20 protein-coding genes, 1 tRNA gene and 2 pseudogenes are annotated in these 18,719 nt (G+C 32.9%); 16 read left to right on the top strand and 7 right to left on the bottom strand.

Features of this window, described 5'->3' with window-relative positions; translation table 11 throughout:
- Window positions 1–290: 290 nt before the first annotated feature.
- Together AACK98_RS03595 and AACK98_RS03590 are read left to right on the top strand one after the other, a co-directional pair.
- Window positions 291–986, top strand: coding sequence for a TlpA disulfide reductase family protein (locus tag AACK98_RS03595; protein ID WP_339042354.1), 696 nt, complete (start codon window positions 291–293; stop codon window positions 984–986).
- Between the two features lie 848 nt (window positions 987–1,834).
- Window positions 1,835–2,705, top strand: a protein-coding gene (locus AACK98_RS03590) for an IS630 family transposase (protein WP_339040258.1) whose coding sequence is annotated in 2 segments (ribosomal slippage) — window positions 1,835–2,158 and window positions 2,160–2,705 — 870 coding nt in all. Because the reading frame shifts where the segments join, the coding sequence is not laid out codon by codon here.
- A gap of 339 nt (window positions 2,706–3,044) precedes the next feature.
- Here AACK98_RS03590 and AACK98_RS03585 read toward each other — a convergent pair.
- Window positions 3,045–4,115, bottom strand: a complete 1,071-nt coding sequence (locus AACK98_RS03585; RefSeq protein ID WP_339042352.1) for a transposase — start codon at window positions 4,113–4,115, stop codon at window positions 3,045–3,047.
- 95 nt (window positions 4,116–4,210) lie between these two features.
- Between AACK98_RS03585 and AACK98_RS03580 the strand changes: the two genes are divergently transcribed.
- The 13 genes and pseudogenes from AACK98_RS03580 (at window position 4,211) to AACK98_RS03525 (ending at window position 11,571) form a co-directional block, all read left to right on the top strand.
- Window positions 4,211–5,107, top strand: coding sequence for a hypothetical protein (locus AACK98_RS03580; protein WP_339042350.1), 897 nt, complete (start codon window positions 4,211–4,213; stop codon window positions 5,105–5,107).
- 187 nt (window positions 5,108–5,294) lie between these two features.
- Complete coding sequence (locus AACK98_RS03575) at window positions 5,295–5,588, top strand: hypothetical protein (protein WP_339042348.1); 294 nt, start codon at window positions 5,295–5,297, stop codon at window positions 5,586–5,588.
- The gene (locus AACK98_RS03570) at window positions 5,548–5,724 is read left to right on the top strand and encodes a hypothetical protein (RefSeq protein ID WP_339042346.1); all 177 of its coding nucleotides are present in this window, start codon (window positions 5,548–5,550) and stop codon (window positions 5,722–5,724) included. The genes AACK98_RS03575 and AACK98_RS03570 overlap by 41 nt, the downstream gene beginning before the upstream one ends.
- A 13-nt stretch (window positions 5,725–5,737) precedes the next feature.
- Window positions 5,738–6,226: a serine protease gene (locus tag AACK98_RS03565; RefSeq protein ID WP_339042344.1), complete on the top strand. Its 489-nt coding sequence runs from the start codon at window positions 5,738–5,740 to the stop codon at window positions 6,224–6,226.
- A gap of 84 nt (window positions 6,227–6,310) precedes the next feature.
- Window positions 6,311–7,126 carry a hypothetical protein gene (locus AACK98_RS03560; RefSeq protein ID WP_339042342.1) on the top strand — a complete coding sequence of 272 codons (816 nt, stop codon included), beginning with the start codon at window positions 6,311–6,313 and terminating at the stop codon, window positions 7,124–7,126.
- A 97-nt stretch (window positions 7,127–7,223) separates the two neighbouring features.
- Window positions 7,224–7,985 (top strand): OmpW family outer membrane protein, encoded by a 762-nt coding sequence (locus tag AACK98_RS03555; RefSeq protein WP_339042340.1) that lies wholly within the window; start codon window positions 7,224–7,226, stop codon window positions 7,983–7,985.
- A gap of 121 nt (window positions 7,986–8,106) precedes the next feature.
- On the top strand, window positions 8,107–8,229 hold the full coding sequence (locus AACK98_RS03550; protein ID WP_339042338.1) for a hypothetical protein: 123 nt from the start codon (window positions 8,107–8,109) through the stop codon (window positions 8,227–8,229).
- Between the two features lie 518 nt (window positions 8,230–8,747).
- Entirely contained in the window at window positions 8,748–9,041 is a 294-nt protein-coding gene (locus tag AACK98_RS03545) for a hypothetical protein (protein WP_339042337.1), read from the top strand.
- A complete protein-coding gene (locus tag AACK98_RS03540; RefSeq protein ID WP_339042335.1) occupies window positions 9,010–9,522 on the top strand; it encodes an IS1 family transposase in 513 nt (170 codons plus the stop codon). The genes AACK98_RS03545 and AACK98_RS03540 overlap by 32 nt, the downstream gene beginning before the upstream one ends.
- 335 nt (window positions 9,523–9,857) lie before the next feature.
- On the top strand, window positions 9,858–9,998 hold the full coding sequence (gene rpmH, locus AACK98_RS03535) for a 50S ribosomal protein L34 (RefSeq protein ID WP_339042333.1): 141 nt from the start codon (window positions 9,858–9,860) through the stop codon (window positions 9,996–9,998).
- Window positions 9,991–10,374 (top strand): ribonuclease P protein component, encoded by a 384-nt coding sequence (locus AACK98_RS08155; RefSeq protein WP_410519996.1) that lies wholly within the window; start codon window positions 9,991–9,993, stop codon window positions 10,372–10,374. Before rpmH ends, AACK98_RS08155 begins: the two co-directional genes overlap by 8 nt.
- A gap of 164 nt (window positions 10,375–10,538) precedes the next feature.
- A pseudogene (gene tnpA, locus AACK98_RS03530) lies at window positions 10,539–10,940 on the top strand (IS200/IS605 family transposase); the annotation flags it as partial.
- A 211-nt stretch (window positions 10,941–11,151) separates the two neighbouring features.
- Window positions 11,152–11,571 carry a YraN family protein gene (locus tag AACK98_RS03525; RefSeq protein WP_339042331.1) on the top strand — a complete coding sequence of 140 codons (420 nt, stop codon included), beginning with the start codon at window positions 11,152–11,154 and terminating at the stop codon, window positions 11,569–11,571.
- 487 nt (window positions 11,572–12,058) lie between these two features.
- On the opposite strand, the pseudogene tnpA (AACK98_RS03520) reads toward AACK98_RS03525, so the two are convergent.
- Window positions 12,059–12,394 (bottom strand): annotated as a pseudogene (gene tnpA / locus AACK98_RS03520) (IS200/IS605 family transposase); the annotation flags it as partial.
- Between the two features lie 974 nt (window positions 12,395–13,368).
- Between tnpA (AACK98_RS03520) and ralF the strand changes: the two are divergent.
- A complete protein-coding gene (gene ralF / locus AACK98_RS03515) occupies window positions 13,369–14,493 on the top strand; it encodes a T4SS guanine nucleotide exchange effector RalF (RefSeq protein ID WP_339042329.1) in 1,125 nt (374 codons plus the stop codon).
- 361 nt (window positions 14,494–14,854) lie between these two features.
- Here the strand turns inward: ralF and AACK98_RS03510 are convergent.
- The 5 genes from AACK98_RS03510 to lepB all read right to left on the bottom strand — a co-directional run bounded on the left by AACK98_RS03510 (window position 14,855) and on the right by lepB (window position 18,482).
- Window positions 14,855–14,931 (bottom strand) — tRNA-Met (locus AACK98_RS03510).
- A 334-nt stretch (window positions 14,932–15,265) separates the two neighbouring features.
- Window positions 15,266–15,778, bottom strand: coding sequence for an IS1 family transposase (locus tag AACK98_RS03505; protein WP_339042327.1), 513 nt, complete (start codon window positions 15,776–15,778; stop codon window positions 15,266–15,268).
- 331 nt (window positions 15,779–16,109) lie between these two features.
- A complete protein-coding gene (era, locus tag AACK98_RS03500; protein WP_339042325.1) occupies window positions 16,110–16,979 on the bottom strand; it encodes a GTPase Era in 870 nt (289 codons plus the stop codon).
- A 14-nt stretch (window positions 16,980–16,993) separates the two neighbouring features.
- A complete protein-coding gene (gene rnc, locus AACK98_RS03495; RefSeq protein WP_339042323.1) occupies window positions 16,994–17,674 on the bottom strand; it encodes a ribonuclease III in 681 nt (226 codons plus the stop codon).
- Window positions 17,655–18,482, bottom strand: a complete 828-nt coding sequence (lepB, locus tag AACK98_RS03490; RefSeq protein ID WP_339042321.1) for a signal peptidase I — start codon at window positions 18,480–18,482, stop codon at window positions 17,655–17,657. The genes rnc and lepB overlap by 20 nt, the downstream gene beginning before the upstream one ends.
- Between the last annotated feature and the right edge of the window lie 237 nt (window positions 18,483–18,719).

Raw genomic sequence — 18,719 nt, 5'->3', positions numbered from 1 at the left:
TTTAAAAACACATCACAAAACCATATCATAAGCATATTAAGATATGCATAATCCACTATGTAGTTTGAAGCAGCTTTTTAATACCTTCACACAATAAATTGTTAATTTTATATGTGCAAGGTAACTTAAGCTAGGTTCATATACTAAACAAAAATGTATAGTTATATGAAAACAGCCTAGAACTACAAACTGTTTATAGTTGGACTATAAACACATACTTTAAAAACTAATGCCTGCAATTAATAGCGATAAAAATGTCCAGATATGTTTATTTTTTTGTAACTTTTCTTTTGTTTTACCCTACGGCATCTTTAGGAATCATAAATAAGCTACCAAATAAAACTGGTCTACTTATAACTGAATCCTATTCCACTAATAAAATTTTTACTAGAAAGTTTTCAACCATAAATGATTTTTTCTCAACTGGTAAAAATAATAATATTATTATAACGAGTAATACAACCTATTATAAAAATCAACAGTATCTTATACATAGCATTAAGAATACTATGACAACGATGCAAAATGTTGACGAAGTTAAGAATTTATATAGGATGCCAGATGTTACATTTTTTGATGAATCTGACAACCAATATACAACTAAAACTTTTAATAACAGCCTTATAGTAATGTATTTCTGGGCAACTTGGTGCTTAGAATGTACAGAAGAGCTTGTACAACTGAATCAATTACAGAAAAGACTACTATACGAAGGCATATACGATATCGTAATATTGCCAATCTCAGTCGATTTTAAAAATATCGATACTATATATGAACTGTATCAAAATAAGAAAATAGACAAAATAGGCTTATTTATAGATAAACAGCGAATGTTGATGAATACATTAAACATACGCTCTCTACCCAGCACTGTCTTAATCAGCAAACAAAATGTAGTGATTGCCAATATCAACAAAAACACACCTTGGAACACTAAAGAAACTTACGAAGCTTTAGTGCAATTAAGGGATTGGGGATTGTAGTGCATTTTTAAATATCAGTCAACGCTATCGAATAGAAAGATATAAATTTCTATCAAAGTTTTGCTATATAAAATTCGTATAACGCAATAAAATATACAAAATAAGATCCTATATGTAAAGGTTACATTACAAGATTGTTGTAAAAATATTCTTTTATACAGAATTCCATAGAGTTTTTAGCACTTTAAAAGTACACTATAAATAAGATTTTATTACAGATGATGATCGAGATACTTACATAAAGTTGCAGCTCACTAATCCGCATATATATCTGATCACACGATATCTTATTAGCAATAAGAAGAAAAAATATATAAAATATCAAATTCATTACATATGCTTATGCAGCACATATATATGCTATAAATATGTATTATATAGCTCAAAATTTATCTATTTCAAGCGCGATATACAAAGCAAACGAGATATAATACAAAAATCGCATCAAAATATCAAAATGATTTTTCTTGCACACTCTATAGAACTAGTACGCAAAATGAGGCATTGATCCAAAGATTTCAACTCCTCTAAGCTTTTATAATCTCTATGAATCTTGTAATACTAACTCCCCAAATCATAGCATATAGTAGCCACGTATTTTGTTAGAAAATTTAAGATTAGATTTAAGTAAGCTGTGCTAGAGGTGCCGCTGCGAAGAGTACGCTTAAATTTTTAAAATTTTAAAAAAGACGAAGCTAAAGTGTTCTATGATTTGTGGAGTTGGAATAAGATCATTATCGCATCCACGCTATAAACAGAAATCTTGATATAGCATAAGTGACTAAGATACTGACAAAAGTTAGGAATTAAGATATAAAAAGTGAGTATGAAATAAAAAGCATAAAATTATGGCAAGAGCATATCCAATAGAACTTAGGGTAAGAGTAATAGAAGCATTAGAAAATGGTGCAAGAATCACTAAAGTGAGTAAACTATTTAGAGTGAGTCGTGATACTATCTATAAGTGGAAAATTCTGCAAGATAAGCACGGTTCTTTGAAAGCAGCAAGTGGTTATCAAAAAGGTCACAGTCATAAGATCAAAAATCTAGAAGATTTTAAAGAATTTTTTGAATTAAATATTGCTATGACATCAAAAGAACTAGCAAAGAAGTGGTGTAATATATCACCTACAACGATCTTACAGGCGATAAAAAAACTTGGTTATAGCTATAAAAAAAACTCATCTTCATCCGAAAAGAGATATTCCGTTAAGACATGAATTTATTGAAAAGATAAAAACCATCACAAGAGATAAAATAGTATATCTTGATGAATCTGGAATAGAAGATAATGCTTGTAAAGGATATGGTTGTAGTATTTTAGGAGAAAGGTGCTATGGGGAAAAGGTGTATCAACATAAAACTAGAATAAGTATGATAGCTGGTCTTTGTAATTGTAATCTTATTGCTCCCGTAATATTTGAGGGTAATTGCAATAAAGAGGTCTTTGAAGCTTATATTAGGGAGATGTTAATTAAAGAATTAAAACCTGGACAAACTGTTGTTATGGATAACATTAACTTCCATAAGAATCCTAAAGTGAAAGAGTTAATTGAATCTGTGGGTTGTTACATATTATTTTTACCAACTTACTCTCCTGATTTAAATCCTATAGAGCATTACTGGTTTAAGATAAAAAATGAAATTAGAAAAACTATAGATTTATTTGATACTCTTTATGATGCTGTTTTTAATACAATTAAATTGTCAGCACCTTAGTCACTTATGCTATACAAAAGATCGCTTTATCAATGACAAACAAGAAACTTACTATTTTTACGTAAGTTACTAATTATTAGACTTCTTCAAAAATCAGATTTCAGTGAAGCAAGGAGTATTCTGAAAGTAGCGTAACAACAAAGTAATCTGCATCAAGAACAAATATTTGCAAAGAAGTCTATTGTATAAATTTGCAACTCTATGATCAAATATTCTACTCTCTAAGTGACTACAATCAAGTTCATAGATTTTATCGCATATATCATATTCATGAATCATATTTAACATAATGCTCAATGAAGTAAATATAAAAATTTATCATATATTTATTTACTCACCTTACGCAAGAGCATTATTTTTGCGTAAATTTATCAATTCATTCATAGATGCTATATTCGCTGCTACTAACAATTTATATTTAATAGCAAAATGATTGGTTGCAGTGGCAACCTTTATAATTTCTAACTTGCAAAATGCTACGATTGAAGCAAATATATGGTTTGCTTGAGATCGCATCTTTTTCGTTGGAGATTTTGCCAAGCTTGTATTTTCTTTGATAGATTTGTGATATTCCTCAATTCTCCATCGTTTTTGATAGATTTCGTACAAATAGGCAGCATCATGTTCTGTATCATTAGAAGCAAGGTATAGAATACCAGTTGATCCGTCCTCGTTTATGAAAACTTTTTTGATTAGTAAAACTTCAAAAGATACTCCTTTCAACCATACCTTCTTTGATTCTCCATCCTGCATATCTAATGATGAGATTTGTTGAAACTTCCCCAATTTTTTATCTTTACATGATAATGCAATAATTCTATTTGATTTAATACCTATAATAAACTTTTTACCAAGCGATTCTATGAATTCCATATTCTCTTTAGAACCAAACCAATTGTCGGCTAAAATATGCTCAAACAACACTTTGTTCTCTGTTGATCGTTTTATGAGATTGCGAAAATGTTGGTTTTTGCTAATGCTAGATTTACGCTGTACTTTTCCTGTCTCAATATCAGAAAAACTAACATCTTTACGAATGAGTGCGTACCCAAACGGAAGCACTACGTCACCATACGAAACTAAGCACGATAAAATGTTTATCCCCTTTACATGCCTTCCTTTAGCATAAGAGTGATGCCATGCTACTATCTCATTTTCATCCGTATAAGGTTTCTCTTCTATTGAATCATCTAATATCAAAACACATCCCTTGTTAAGCTCATGCTTCCTAATTTCTGGCTTGATGTATAACCATAATTCTTTTGATCCTAAATCTTCAGAATTAAGATATTTTGTAATCTTGTCGTGGCTTATATCTCCAGACAATAAATCTGATAAACCAGTAGCTGTTGCATACTTATTTTGACAAATTAAATAGTCTGAATATATATCCAATATTTTCTTAGACATACTTTATTTTTTTATTTCGCTTACTTTTACTACCTTTATACTGATTTTGTCAATTTTGCGTAAGGTGAGTCAGTAATCTTGAAAATTTGAAAACTTTGATCTCTCATGAAAGTATACACTCACTATTCAGAAATAGAGGGTTTTTTGCAGAATTTGGTCCTAATATGCAGTTTAATCATTTATGGTTTGCTGAAGGGTTTACTGATTATTATACATCATTACTAAACTATAGGAACGGTATTATCACAGAGCAGGAGTATATTGATAATATCAACAAATCGATTGAAGAATATTATAAGCGGGATAGAATCTTTCAAAAAATAGTTAGCGCACCTTATTCTAAAAAGACACGCATAGTTGAGCAAATACTCTTAGGCAGTGGACATACAGCAAGGGCTTTTTATAATTCTGGACAACTCGTAGCAATGGATGATGCTGGCAGGCTCATCGCCATGAACATGGATTATATGATAAGGACGAAGAGCAGTGGAAAATTTAGCTTAGATGATTTCTTGCGGAATTTAGTTAAATCGCACTGTAAGGGCGCTTCTTGCAATGTGAGCAGAGAGCAGTTTTATAGTGAATTTGCAAAGCTTCTGGGGCAAGAATTTGAGGATAAGGAAAGAAAAGATGGATTATATAGCTATATGGATCGCTATATAATTGATTTTGCGCCTATCTCACCTCCAGATACTATTCCTGAGCTAAACAGAGCTTTGTCTTATAAAAGAATCGATAATGCAATTTGTCAATTTGGCTTTGATATAGACAGATCATTCTTAATGGGTTTGATCTCTGGAGTGGATGAGAATAGCAATGCCTATAAAGCCGGGCTCAGGAATGGTATGAAGCAGATTTATTTCATGTTGGGTGGCGCAAAAAATGATCTCAAAGATTTTGAAGTGAAGATCGAAATAGAAAATCCAGATCATAGCAAGCAATCTATAAAATATACTGCTCTGGGAGAAATTATGCTGCCATATTATAAATAAATTTGTAATAAATTTATTATTCTCATAATGAAATTTTAAAGATCCATATAAATCAAAGAAAAGCGCAAAATAATTAAATTTATTGCTTGTAATATGTTATTAATGCGCCTATAGTCGCCGCTAAGAAATAAAAATGCCATGGGCTTGGGGCGAATATATAATTTCAACTAATAAAAGGTAAATTAATATGGGATACGAATCATATGAACTTCAAACTAATGATATTTATGCATTTCAAGATTACAGCGATCAATATGGTATTCAGGTAAAGAGTCCTTTTGCTGACGAGTCCAGTTATGTTGAAACTCTTTGTAAACGTATCAATAACGGACCGGAGTTTTGTGTGGATGCAGATCTAGAAACCGTAAAAGAAATTGCTAAAGGCACTGGTAAAGCTGCTGAAGAAGCTATTAAAGAATTTGGTGAATTTGTAGGGGGAAGTGATTGTAGATACTACTCATATTATTGGAGAAGTAGATGAGGCTGCTGGAGAAATTGTTGTAGATGTTGCTGCACTTCCGCTGAAGATTCTTGGTGATATCTTTGGAAGCGAATTGATTCAACCCGTAGGAATTAAATCTCTATCTTCAGTGTCACAAGAGAAAGAAAAACATTGAAGTGCAATTAACAATGGAGAATTTAAACAAAGCTATCGTTACTATAAGAAGCATATTACATGGTTCTATATATGGAGCGCAGAGTGCAATTGCAACAGCCAAGGGATTCATATTGGATAAGAAGAATGGATTGTTGCTCACAAATAAGCATATAGCGAATAAAACATTAATACAGGATTTATATGTAACATTCTTCAACAATCATCATGTAGCAAGCAGCCTTTTGTATAACGATCCTGAGCATGATTTTGCAATAATTCAGGTTGCAGCTTATGAAGTCCCAGAGGCTTGCATGCAATTGCGTTTAAGTGAAGTGCTGCCAAGTGCTGGTGAAGCAGTTTATATGCCGCTATATAATGAAGACGGAGTGAATAATTTCAGGTATGGGGTCGTGCTGGATCCTCATGTTTCTATGGGTTACTTCTCAACGCATGTAATACTGACAAATCTGCGTGCAGGATATGGATATAGCGGCTCTCCAATTTGTAACAAAGATGGGTAAGTAGTAGGGATTCAGTTTGCGGCTGCAAGTGGCAAGGCTGTGGCAATATATGCTAAGTATATTGCTGATGCTATGGAATACTTGATGAAAAGCGAAATTCCTCCGCGTTATAGCTTAGGCGTGACATTAGATTATTGCAAATTAGGAGATTTATTGAAGTTCGCTTCTTTTTCGCAAGCTGACGCGATACAACATATGCAAAATTATAGCATGTGTTCTGGTAAGGTGTTATGTGTAAAATCGTCTCTAAGCATTCCGAATTTACAAAACAACCTTACTTCACTGGATGTTGTGCTGGAAGCAGGCGGCGAACGGGTCGGTTGCAATCTCTATAAATTTCAACAAATCGTGAACACTGCAAGTTATGGAATAGAGCTTGTGATATTCAGAAACGGTGTGATGCAAATCTTTAATGCACAAAAGTACAGCCTTTATAGATATGAGGTTAGTAAAGCTATCTATATTAATGGCGCAATGTTATACGAGGCGGATGAATTTACGCATATCACTACAGGCGCTCCTATAGGTAGCGTATTTGTGCAGAACGTTCCTAAAGATTCAATGCTGCATAGCATAGATATGTCGGAAATAAAGCAAATTGCTGCGATTCCAATTTCGAATATAGATGAAATGCTAAGCGCCGCATATTTTTGTATACACAAAGAGCACTTCGTGCTTTACAGCGTGAGCTATAAATCTAGTTTGTATTTTAATAATGCGTTTATAAATAATCGTACAATTATTGCAAATTATATTTCTTTGCCTAAGAACACCGCAGAAATAGCGTTGTTGCAGTATAGCGATAATGCGTGGCATAGAACTTCACTTCTGGATGAGACATCTAAGCATGGCATGTCTGATTTTTTTGAGACTATGCCGCACGAAGAATATATACAATAAGCGCTTTCTAGCTTTGCTGCATCAATCACGTATGGATATGCAATAAAATTCACAGAGCGCTTCAATTTTTGCTAATCAATTTCAAATAGAGAATAATATGAGACAGAATTTTGGGATAATTTTTTATATAACATTTGCAACTACACTTTGTGCTTATTCAGCGAATGCTGAAAATAAAAATACAGATCTGGCAGGCTCCAAATATGTGAAAGGGAGTGCTGGATATGCTGCTGCTAGGTATGGCGGTATACAAGAGAAACAAGATCTTAGTGTTTTAGGCCTCAGCAAAGAAACAAGCTTTGTTGGCACTGTGCCACTTCGAAGCTTTACACCAGAGATTGCTTTTGGTTATTACTTGACAGATAGTATAAGAACAGAACTCGCGGTGAGTACGTCTCTTTTAAAAGGTGAAAATTCAGAAAATTTGCCAAGTGTAGGAAGCGATGTGCTAGGCATACAAAACGTAAAAATACGTGAATCAGATATGTTTTTAAACGGATATTATGACTTTAATACTAGTGGTAGTGTTAGGCCGTATGTGAAACTAGGTGTCGGTTATATGTTTATGAAAAAGACAAGCACTATATCGAATGCAAATGTAGACTTTGCTAATATGGAACGTAAGTTTAATAATCTCGCTGCAGCTGCTGGCATTGGCATATTATACAATGTATCTGATAAATTTTTCTTAGATATTGGATATACGACAAAATTTGCATTCAAGACAAATGAGACATATTCGATTACACGCTCTGAAGAGAATACAAAAAAATTAAGTAATATACCTAGTATAAAAGGAGAGTGCTTAACTAAAAACTCTTTTGGTATCATCTCAATTGCAGTTGGTTTTCGTTTCTAGATTCTTTTGAAATTCTAAACTAGTCCATTCCGAAGAATCTGTATAGCGCAAGTTGCAAATTAAAAATTAAGCATTTATTTGCTACGCAAATCAATTTTTGGCGGATGGACTAGAAAATTTTATGTCTTACAGTTTCTGGTGCGCTAAGTATTGGCATGTTTCCAGAGAAAGATTTGGAAAGTTCGATTCAGCATGCGGAAAAAATTACTTGGTACGCGCACCAAAAATCTCAGAAGCGGCATAAAATGATGTTTAGAGTGTCAAAATAGCGCTTTAAATTTGTAAGAAAATGTTATAATAAACGCAAAAACCTTACGGATTTTGTGAAAGCAGTGTTTGCGTGGCACATGAGTAATAAATATATACAAAAAATTAGCGTAGGGCCGATCTAAAAGCTAATTTTTGTATATTTAATTTTCTGTAAAAGTTTATTTTTGACAGATAGACTAATTAATATGGGCTTTCTCATTTTCTTTTGGCTGCTTAATATGAACGGCTCGACTCATTCCTTAAATTTACAATCGCTCATAGGATATTTTCTTATATGCAACATAAGTTTCACAAGACTCCTTATACTACATGACGACATTCTAGAATATTAAAATTATTTTATTAACAGTGCAATGATGTATAATTTTCGAGAGTTTTCACAATTAGATAGAAGTATGATATGATCACTTTTTTAAAAACTAAAGAGTGGTTTTATGGTTTGTTGTAAGGGATGTTGCTCTGATAGCTTGGTAAAAAATGGCATTGTGAGGGATGTACAGCGTTATAAGTGCAGATCATGTTCTAAATTTTGTTGAGGGCGATCTGCGCAAGAAGCCTCAAACAGCTGTTAAGAAAGCATTATGCGTTATGCTATATAGTCTTGGTAATGGCTCTTTTTCTATGTTATGCAAGATATTATGGCATTCGCCGTCCATAATTTATCGCTGGGTAGTAGAGGCGATGGGCAAGACTCAGGAGCCAGTTGTCTCTTCGGATATTATGGAGATGGAATTCGACGAGATGTGGCATTTTATTGGTTCAAAAAAACAAGCTTTGGATCATTAAGGCAGTTGATCGTAGTACAAGGAGAACAGTTGCCTGGGTTACAGGCAATCGTGATACTGCAACATTCCAAAAGCTCTACAACAAAGTGAGTCATCTGAAAGAATGTCATTTTTATACGGATGATTGGGATGCTTTTTCTAAAATTTTACCCAAAGAGCGTCATACAATTGGAAAGTCTGGCACAGTATGTATCGAGAGAGATAATAGCAACACGCGACATCATTTATGCCGAATGACACGGCGCACTAAAATCGTTTCTAAAAAAAGAGTCAATGGTATACGGATCCATCAAGCTTTGGTGCGCTCTTACTATTACACAAATATTCAAACAATATCAAGAACAGCTCTTATCTATCTTTATGTGAAAACTCTCAATATATATACTTGTTATACTTTTCAAAATTGGCGCCTTAAAGATCGCTTGTTATGTATTGATTATACACATGCCTCCTTACTTCTTCCTAGCTCTTTTGAAGTATAACTTCATATTAATGCAATACAAACTCTTTATTTACCTATTATATATAGCATTTTTGCTCTAATCTGTAGAAGATTTTATAGCAATTTGATTTTTAGAAAACGCGATAATCTATCTAAAAAACAATATATTTATAGAATAAATATAATACTTATTCGATGTATTGTGCTTTTATATCAATGCATTCAATAGTATTATTATTGATCATAGTGCTTCTTTCAGTATACTATTTGTTAGTATTAGCACGCAATTTTCTTAGGATCCTTGTTGACTCTTGCAAAACATCTGTTATGATTTCCATTTTCTAGAAAATAAACTAGTTAATTAATCGTCTCAAAATGGCAACAAAAAGAACTTATCAGCCTAGTAAATTAGTAAGAAAACGTAGACACGGTTTTCGTACAAGAATGGCGACTCCTAGTGGTAGGAAGATAATAAATAACAGAAGAGCTCAAGGTAGAAAGGTTTTGAGTGCATGACTGTAATAAAGTCTACGCTTGCCAAGGTCTTTTTAGAATTGTTCGAGCTTCTGACTTTGCTATACTTAAGAAAAATGGCAGCAAAATTGTCTCGAAAAGTTTCGTGCTACTTTACAATGTTTATAGCTCTGAAGGGTTTTGTATAAGGTTTGCACCAATAGCAAGTAAGAAAATCGGAGGAGCTGTGATTCGTAATAAAGCAAAGAGGGTCATTAGATCAATGATGCTTGAAGTCTTCAGATGCTCTTATAATAGATTTAATGGGATGTTAAGTCTTTTGATCATAGCGCGCCCTGCTCTACTTTCTAGAAATCATGCTACTTTAATTAAAGAGGCAAAGTATTGTATCAATAAAATTATGAGTGAAGCTCTTTAAGTCATTATGTGGTAGTTGCATTATCACTCTCAAGGTATGGGGTTTATGTAGTTATATGTGATATGGTTAACACCCTCGCCTTTAGGCGAACACTTTAGTATTAGTTATCTAGGAAATGTGCTAAGGGAGGACGAATGGAATATAGGAGATGATCCCACAGCCTATATGAACTAAAGTATCATATAGTATTTTGTACTAAGTATAGGTATAGAGTTTTAACTGGGCAAGTTGCGATTAGAACTAGGGAAGTAATCCGAGAAATATGTGCTGCTAATTACATAAATATAATTAGTGGCAGTATGAGTCCTGATCACATACATATATTAGCATTGGTTCCGCCTAGTATATCAATATCTAAAGCTGTGCAATATATTAAAGGTATAAGTAGTCGTAAGTTGCTACAGGAATTTGCACTGCTCCGTAAGCGGTATTGTGGACAACATCTTTGGGCCAGAGGGTATTTTGTTGTGACAGTTGGCAATGTGAATTCAGAAGAAGTGCAAAAATATATAGAACAGCATGAGGAACATCACAAAAAAGATGATTTTAGAATATCAGAGTTTTAGCGTTTACGCTTTTAATCTGCTTTGCAAGCGTTACACAAACTACCGCGCTTTAGCCGGTAGTAATTGATATTTGTTGTAAACAATTATGATGCATCAAAATCCATGAGAAAAAGTGGCAAAATTGCAAAAAACCTTATGGATTCATGTTAAGTAGTATTTACTAGGTACAGTACAATTATATACCCGAAAATTAGCGCAAGACCGCGTATTTGTGACGGATAGACTTTATTATATTTCTGCATTGCTAATGAGTATAGACAAAAAGAAGGCATCTTCCTCTTATTTATATGGATTAACTTCCGAGGTGCTGGTAGCAGAATATTTAGTTGCAAATGGCTATGCTGTATTAGAAAATAGATATAGGACTCCGTATGGTGAACTTGATCTCATCGCCACCAAGAAAGGTATATTAATATTCTGCGAAGTAAAGGCAAGAAAGAAAGCAAATGTTTTCTGCTTAATATCTGAAAGACAAAAACTCAGAAACACTAATGCTGCATTATTTTTTCTATCGCAGTCTCAAGAATATGTACATTATGAAGCGCGCTTTGACTTTTTTCTAGTACTGCAAGACAGGATTGAGATGCACATAGAAAACGCGTGGGAGTGTCATATTGATCTTGCTGTCTAATAATACCTACATAGCTAAAGCAATATAAAAGAGTCATGCTAAACTTTGTCTTTCTGATAAATTTTAAGTCAACCTCTAGCTTCAAGTAGAATTATATTGCGATTTTAAGCGAATCAAAATTTATTCTAAATACTCGCCTGCTACGCCTATTTTATAGCATTTTAGCTATACATCAATTTAAAATAATCATTCCAGTTCTACTTTTATTATATGTTAAACTCTGCAGATGTTGACGTCTAGATAATGTATCTTAATACCTCTGCAATATATTGGTGTAATATTTTAGTATTATGTTACAATCAAGTTGTATTGATTATGTATATATGACGATAATATTTCACTTAATAACATATTGAGAGCTTGCTTCATTGTCTTAGTAAGAATTGTTAAGCGGTCAACATATGTGAAGTGTGTGTTATATCAATTACTACCGGCTAAAGCGCGGTAGTTTGTGTAACGCTTGCAAAGCAGATTAAAAGCGTAAACGCTAAAACTCTGATATTCTAAAATCATCTTTTTTGTGATGTTCCTCATGCTGTTCTATATATTTTTGCACTTCTTCTGAATTCACATTGCCAACTTCCTGTAGCAACTTACGACTACTTATACCTTTAATATATTGCACAGCTTTAGATATTGATATACTAGGCGGAACCAATGCTAATATATGTACGTGATCAGGACTCATACTGCCACTAATTATATTTATGTAATTAGCAGCACATATTTCTCGGATTACTTCCCTAGTTCTAATCGCAACTTGCCCAGTTAAAACTCTATACCTATACTTAGTACAAAATACTATATGATACTTTAGGTCATATAGGCTGTGGGATCATCTCCTATATTCCATTCGTCCTCCCTTAGCACATTTCCTAGATAACTAATACTAAAGTGTTCGCCTAAAGGCGAGGGTCTTAACCATATCACATATAACTACATAAAAAGATGAATACATGTCTTAGAAACAGTGTGTAAAGATGCTTTAAAACGAATGGAATCAATTGATAATATATAATACTCATCATGGAATTGCGACAAGTATCATACTATATACTTATAGTCAATTCTAAGTTGTTTTTAATTAAATTATATCTTGATAAATATATCATAAAAATTACATTAGACCTCTTGCATAACCTCATTCTGAGGTAGAAATTCTTATAGAGTAGATTTTTGCAAGACGTCACCAAACAATGATCCACGTGAGTGTTTTTATGTTTTAGTGACAATCAAATCACAGTTTGGAACAGGTTATGCAAGAGGTCTATTTTTTGATTTGATAAAATTTCCAATGTTGCTATCATTTATACACATTGTCTACAACCATAAGGTTAAAGAGTAGTTCTATATCTACCTTTTAATCAAAACAGATGACAGTTAATGCATGTATTTAAGAGTCTATTGATAAAGAGCGAGTAAGAAAAATGATGTGAAGAAGTGCGATGGCATTAGATAAGAAGCATGGTCAGACCAACCTACTTTCAGCTAAATTAGATGAATAGCTAGAGGCATGATGTGCTTGAAATAACATATGAACTTAATTTGATGATCTTATACAACAAGTAATAATAAGTATAGCTATGTTAGAAATCGGAAAGTTTTTTTAACATAAAATCTTTCGCAATAATTATGATTTTTCAATCTAACAATAAGCATATAAGTCTATGACAAAACGCATTACAAAATCTTTTGATATTGAAGAAAGCATATATATAGCATGATGCTTGATTTCATACTTTATTTCACTGCTATAGACATTATGAAAATTAATATTTTGAAACTATAAGTAATAATATGCACGAGAAATTTTCTGCTGAAATAAGATCTCAAATTGCTAAGGTTTTTAATGCTAAGCCAAAGAATGGGATCGCACAAATTAAAGATATTTGTAATACATTACAAATAGATAAAGAAAAACAAATTGCAGCTTTCTTTACAACAGAAAAACAAAATCTAGATTTATCTGAAATTGGAGATTATCTAGGCACCAAAGCAACAGAAAATCAAAGTGTACTAAAACATTTTGTTGCAAGTATGGAATTTAAAGATAAACCATTTGGTGATGCATTACGTGATTATTTAAAGAGTTATAAGTTGCCTGGAGAAGCACAAAAAATAGACAGACTAGTTCAAGAATTTAGCGAAGCTTATGTGCAACAAAACCAATGTCAAGATTTTAATCACCCTGATGCGGTATATCTATTAGCATTTGCAACTATCATGCTGAACACTGACTTGCATAATCCATCTATTCGAAAACATATGAGTTTTATACAATTTCAAAACAATTTAAAAAATGTAAATCAAGATAAAGACTTTGATCATGAATTCTTGCAACATCTATATCAAGATATCAAGAATAATCCTATTGAAATGAACTTTGTAAAGGTGCCTATGGGCATGCAAATAAATTCCTTAGCACTTCAATATGATAAAACTTTTACTATGTTATCTACATACATAGCTAATATGAATGTATCACGTATACAAGATGTGTTTCCTGTATTAAAGGGTAGAGATTTAAAAATTGAAGTACATGCTCCAGAGTCGTGGTTTAGCATACTCATGGGATATCAAGGTACTATTACAGTAACTGATAAGAATACTGCTGATCAAGTCACCATACAAACATACAAACCATCTATCATTTCTAGACTCTTTTTTAATGATAAGCCTAGTCTCATTATACAACCAATATCTATCAGTAATGAAACGCAACTTGGTTCTTTGCAGCTTGCAGCTCAGTGTGCAGCTAGCTTTAAACCTGAAGTTAATACTTTCAAGTCTACATATGAATATGAAAGACTTGAGCTAGAGCAGGCGTACCGTGAAGCGAAAAATATACAAACTAAAACATTGAGCCATCAGCAACGTCTAGCAGAAAATAGCTTAACTACTGAGAATAGTAGGTATAAATGATTTTTTTATTATATGTGTCTATCAATCAATAAGTAAAAATTTTTTTGAATTGAGGCAAAAAAGTACGCGCACCAAAAAGCCTCGGAAGCAACATAAAATGATGTTTAGAGCGTAAAAATAGTGTTTTACATCCGTAAGAAAATGTTATAATAAACGCAAAAACCTTACGGATTTTGTGAAAGTAGTGTTTACTAAACATAGAAACAATTAATATATCCGAAAATTAGCGCAGCAAATCAATTTTTGGCGGATGGACTTCAAAATTTATGTTGTCAAAAAATTACAGTATATCAGAATCGATCTAGATTTTTGAGCATATACTATAATTTAGAGCTTACAGCTTTTTATAACACATAAACTGTGGTAGCGAAGGAGGGATTTGAACCCCCGACAAACGGATTATGATTCCGCTGCTCTGACCAACTGAGCTACTCCGCCATAATAAATATTACTTTGTATAACATAGCTATAGTAATCTAAAAAATCTTGGTATGAAAGACACAACTATAACTATATTTTCAAAAACACAAAGCTATAAAAACAATTACCATAACATAAAAATAATAACGCCTAAGTGAAACATAAATTTATGATTCACATAAGATATAAGAGAGGTAAAGACCAATCTTGTCTACCAATTCTGAAGCCATATGTCAACTTTTAAAAGGTATAACAATAAAATTAATGTATATAGCTGGTAAATAAAGAGTTGATATTTCGGATTTTGATATAACGCCAATATATAATCAATAACTAAAAACTTCGAGAGTTTTCACATAAAGATAGATAAGAGCTGTTCTTGATATTGTTTGAATATTTGTGTAATAGTAAGAGCGCACCAAAGCTTGATGGATCTGTATACCATTGACTCTTTTTTAGAAACGATTTTAGTGCGCCGTGTCATTCGGCATAAATGATGTCGCGTGTTGCTATTATCTCTCTCGATACATACTGTGCCAGACTTTCCAATTGTATGACGCTCTTTGGGTAAAATTTTAGAAAAAGCATCCCAATCATCCGTATAAAAATGACATTCTTTCAGATGACTCACTTTGTTGTAGAGCTTTTGGAATGTTGCAGTATCACGATTGCCTGTAACCCAGGCAACTGTTCTCCTTGTACTACGATCAACTGCCTTAATGATCCAAAGCTTGTTTTTTTTGAACCAATAAAATGCCACATCTCGTCGAATTCCATCTCCATAATATCCGAAGAGACAACTGGCTCCTGAGTCTTGCCCATCGCCTCTACTACCCAGCGATAAATTATGGACGGCGAATGCCATAATATCTTGCCTAACATAGAAAAAGAGCCATTACCAAGAACTATATAGCATAACGCATAATGCTTTCTTAACAGCTGTTTGAGGCTTCTTGCCCAGATCGCCCTCAACAAAATTTAGAACATGATCTGCACTTATAACGCTGTACACCCCCTCACAATGCCATTCTTTACAAAGATATCAGAGCAACATCCCTTACAACAAACCATAAAACCACTCTTTAGTTTTTAAAAAAGTGATCATATCATACTTCTATCTAATTGTGAAAACTCTCAAAACTTCATATATAATTAATAAGAGCATTGTAGCATTCCTTGCAAAATGCAATAAAATGCTAGAGAAGGCATTGTTTTTCTATCCAATCTTCTTTCACTTTTACGTATAAGAATAAGTGTATAGGTCTATCTAGTATATTTGAGATCTTTACTCTACTCTTTGATCCTACTTCTTTTATCTTCGCTCCTTGTTTGCCAACTATAATGTTTTTTTGAGATTCTTTTAAAACATGTATAACTTGATGAATCTTTGCACTGCCATCATCAAGCTCTTCCCACTTTTCAGTTTTTACCTCTATAGAATATGGCAATTCCTCTGCAAGCGTCATGTATAGAGTCTCTCTTGTAACTTCCTCTGCAATTTCACGCTCTGTTTTATCAGTTACCTCATCTTCCTTGAAAAGCCATGGCATTTCCTTTGCATTTTGTGTAATAAATGACAAAAGATTGTCAATTCCATTTCCACGCAGCGCAGAGATCATAAAGATAGAATGAAAAATGCTGAGTTGATTTAGAGACTCCATAATTGGCAATAGAGTCTTTTTATCACGTAATTTATCTATCTTATTTATTACTGCAATACAGATTTGATTATTATTTTTCACTCTTTCTTTAATTGTTGATAAATATTCAAGAAAATCTGAATTTGGATCGATCAAAAAGCATATTATATCAGCTTCGTTTATTCCATCCCATGCCGACCTTACCATTTGTTTTTCAAGAGGCTTTTTAGGTTTAAAAAGCCCAGGAGTATCTATAAAAATTATTTGTGTTTCTCTTAAATTTACTATTCCTCTTGTATTAAATCTTGTTGTCTGCACCTTTGGTGTAACTATGGAAATCTTTTGTCCTACCAACAGGTTAGTTAACGTAGATTTTCCAGCGTTTGGCATTCCTGCCAATGCTACTATAGATAATTTTTTAGACATTCTTTTTAATTATATTAACCACTTACATGTGTTATTTTTTCTAGCATCATACCAGCAGCTTTTTGTTCCGCTTCTTTTTTAGAACGCCCATTTGCAATTACTTTTCCTATCTTATGAATTTCAACCGAAATACTAAATATCGGAGAGTGAGGATTACCTTCCTCATTTTCTAAAACATAGATTGGATTTGTCTTATAATGTTTCTGCATCCACTCTTGTAATTTAGTCTTCTGATTTTTGTTTTCGATTTCTGGATTGCCTAAAACATCACGCCAAAGCTCCTTTATAAAAGACTTTACTGTTTCATAATCACTATCTAGAAAAACTGCTCCTATTAATGCCTCCATTGCATTCTCAAGATTTCTTGGATTACTCCGCCCACCTATGATCTCTTCTCCGTGATCCATCATGATAGCTTCATTTAGATTAATACTTAATGCAACCTTCGCAAGGCTTGTTGTATTCACAGCATTTGCATGTATTATTGATAGCGGTCCTTCAAGAAGATCCGAATACTCATGGTAGATTATATCTGCAATGACCATGGAAAGCACACTATCTCCAAGAAACTCTAGCCTTTCATATCCATTCTTTGGCGCATTGCTTATTTTATTCTTACCAAGACTTGGATGAGTTAATGCAAGCCTTAATATGTCTGGATTATTGAATTTATAATTAATGAGTAACTGTGTCACTTAAACCTCCAAACATTCTACCAATATCCATGCTTGAAAAAAATTTTTTAAAAGAAAAATCACCAGGCCAGATTATTACATCAGCTCTGCCCATTAATTTATCTTCTGAAACATAGCTTATTCCACTTGAATATCTACTATCTGCAGAATGATTTCTATTATCACCAAGAAAAAAGTAATGACCCTTTGGTACTCTATATATTGGTGTATTATCCTCATCAAATCCATTATTTGAATCAGGGTTTCTTTTGCGTTGATGAATCTTATATACAGCATCATTTGGAAGAATTTCTTCATATACATCATATATAATACTCTCTCCACGCTCACCAATTTGAGTTGACGCACCTATTCTTTTTCTTTGTACTGAAACATCATTAATATACAAAATTCCATCTTGAATTTGTATCTTATCACCAGGAAGCCCTATTAGTCTTTTTATATAATTAATCTTATCACATGGAAGTCCTATGAGTTTTTTTATACACCAACTTTCCTCATCTGGCGCTTTAAAAACTATTACATCGCCTCTTTCCGGTGGAGTGAAAAATACTCTACCTTTAAAACTCTCTGGCGAAATAGGAAAACTAAATCTTGAATATCCATAAGCATATTTAGAGACAATGAGCCGATCGTCAATCATAATTGTAGGCACCATAGAAGATGTAGGTACCTTAAACTGCTCAAAAAATAAAGACCTAAACAATAAAGCGATAATCACAGCCCATATAATAGTCTTTGTATACTCAATGAACTTTTCTCTACTTATACCAAAACTCTTTCCATGCTCAGATGTACTTACTTTCATATATCTTTTAATTCATTCAAACTTTTTATAAGTAACGCATTATATATCATCCATTGCTAGAGATATTACTTCACTAGTTAAACAACTGTTATTGTTAAAATTTTAAAGAAGTCTAGTGTGTAGCATACAATAAAGAAAAGCAACATTACAATTTTGCTTGAGTCATATTGAAAACAACATATACACTGCTGACTAATGGTTTCTTGAAAGAAAGATGAAACTACTATCAATTCGAAC

Origin of the sequence: Candidatus Lariskella endosymbiont of Hedychridium roseum, from assembly GCF_964020185.1 — a bacterium.
Classification (GTDB): Bacteria; Pseudomonadota; Alphaproteobacteria; order Rickettsiales; family Midichloriaceae; genus Lariskella.
This window is presented reverse-complemented; position numbering and strand designations above follow the sequence as displayed.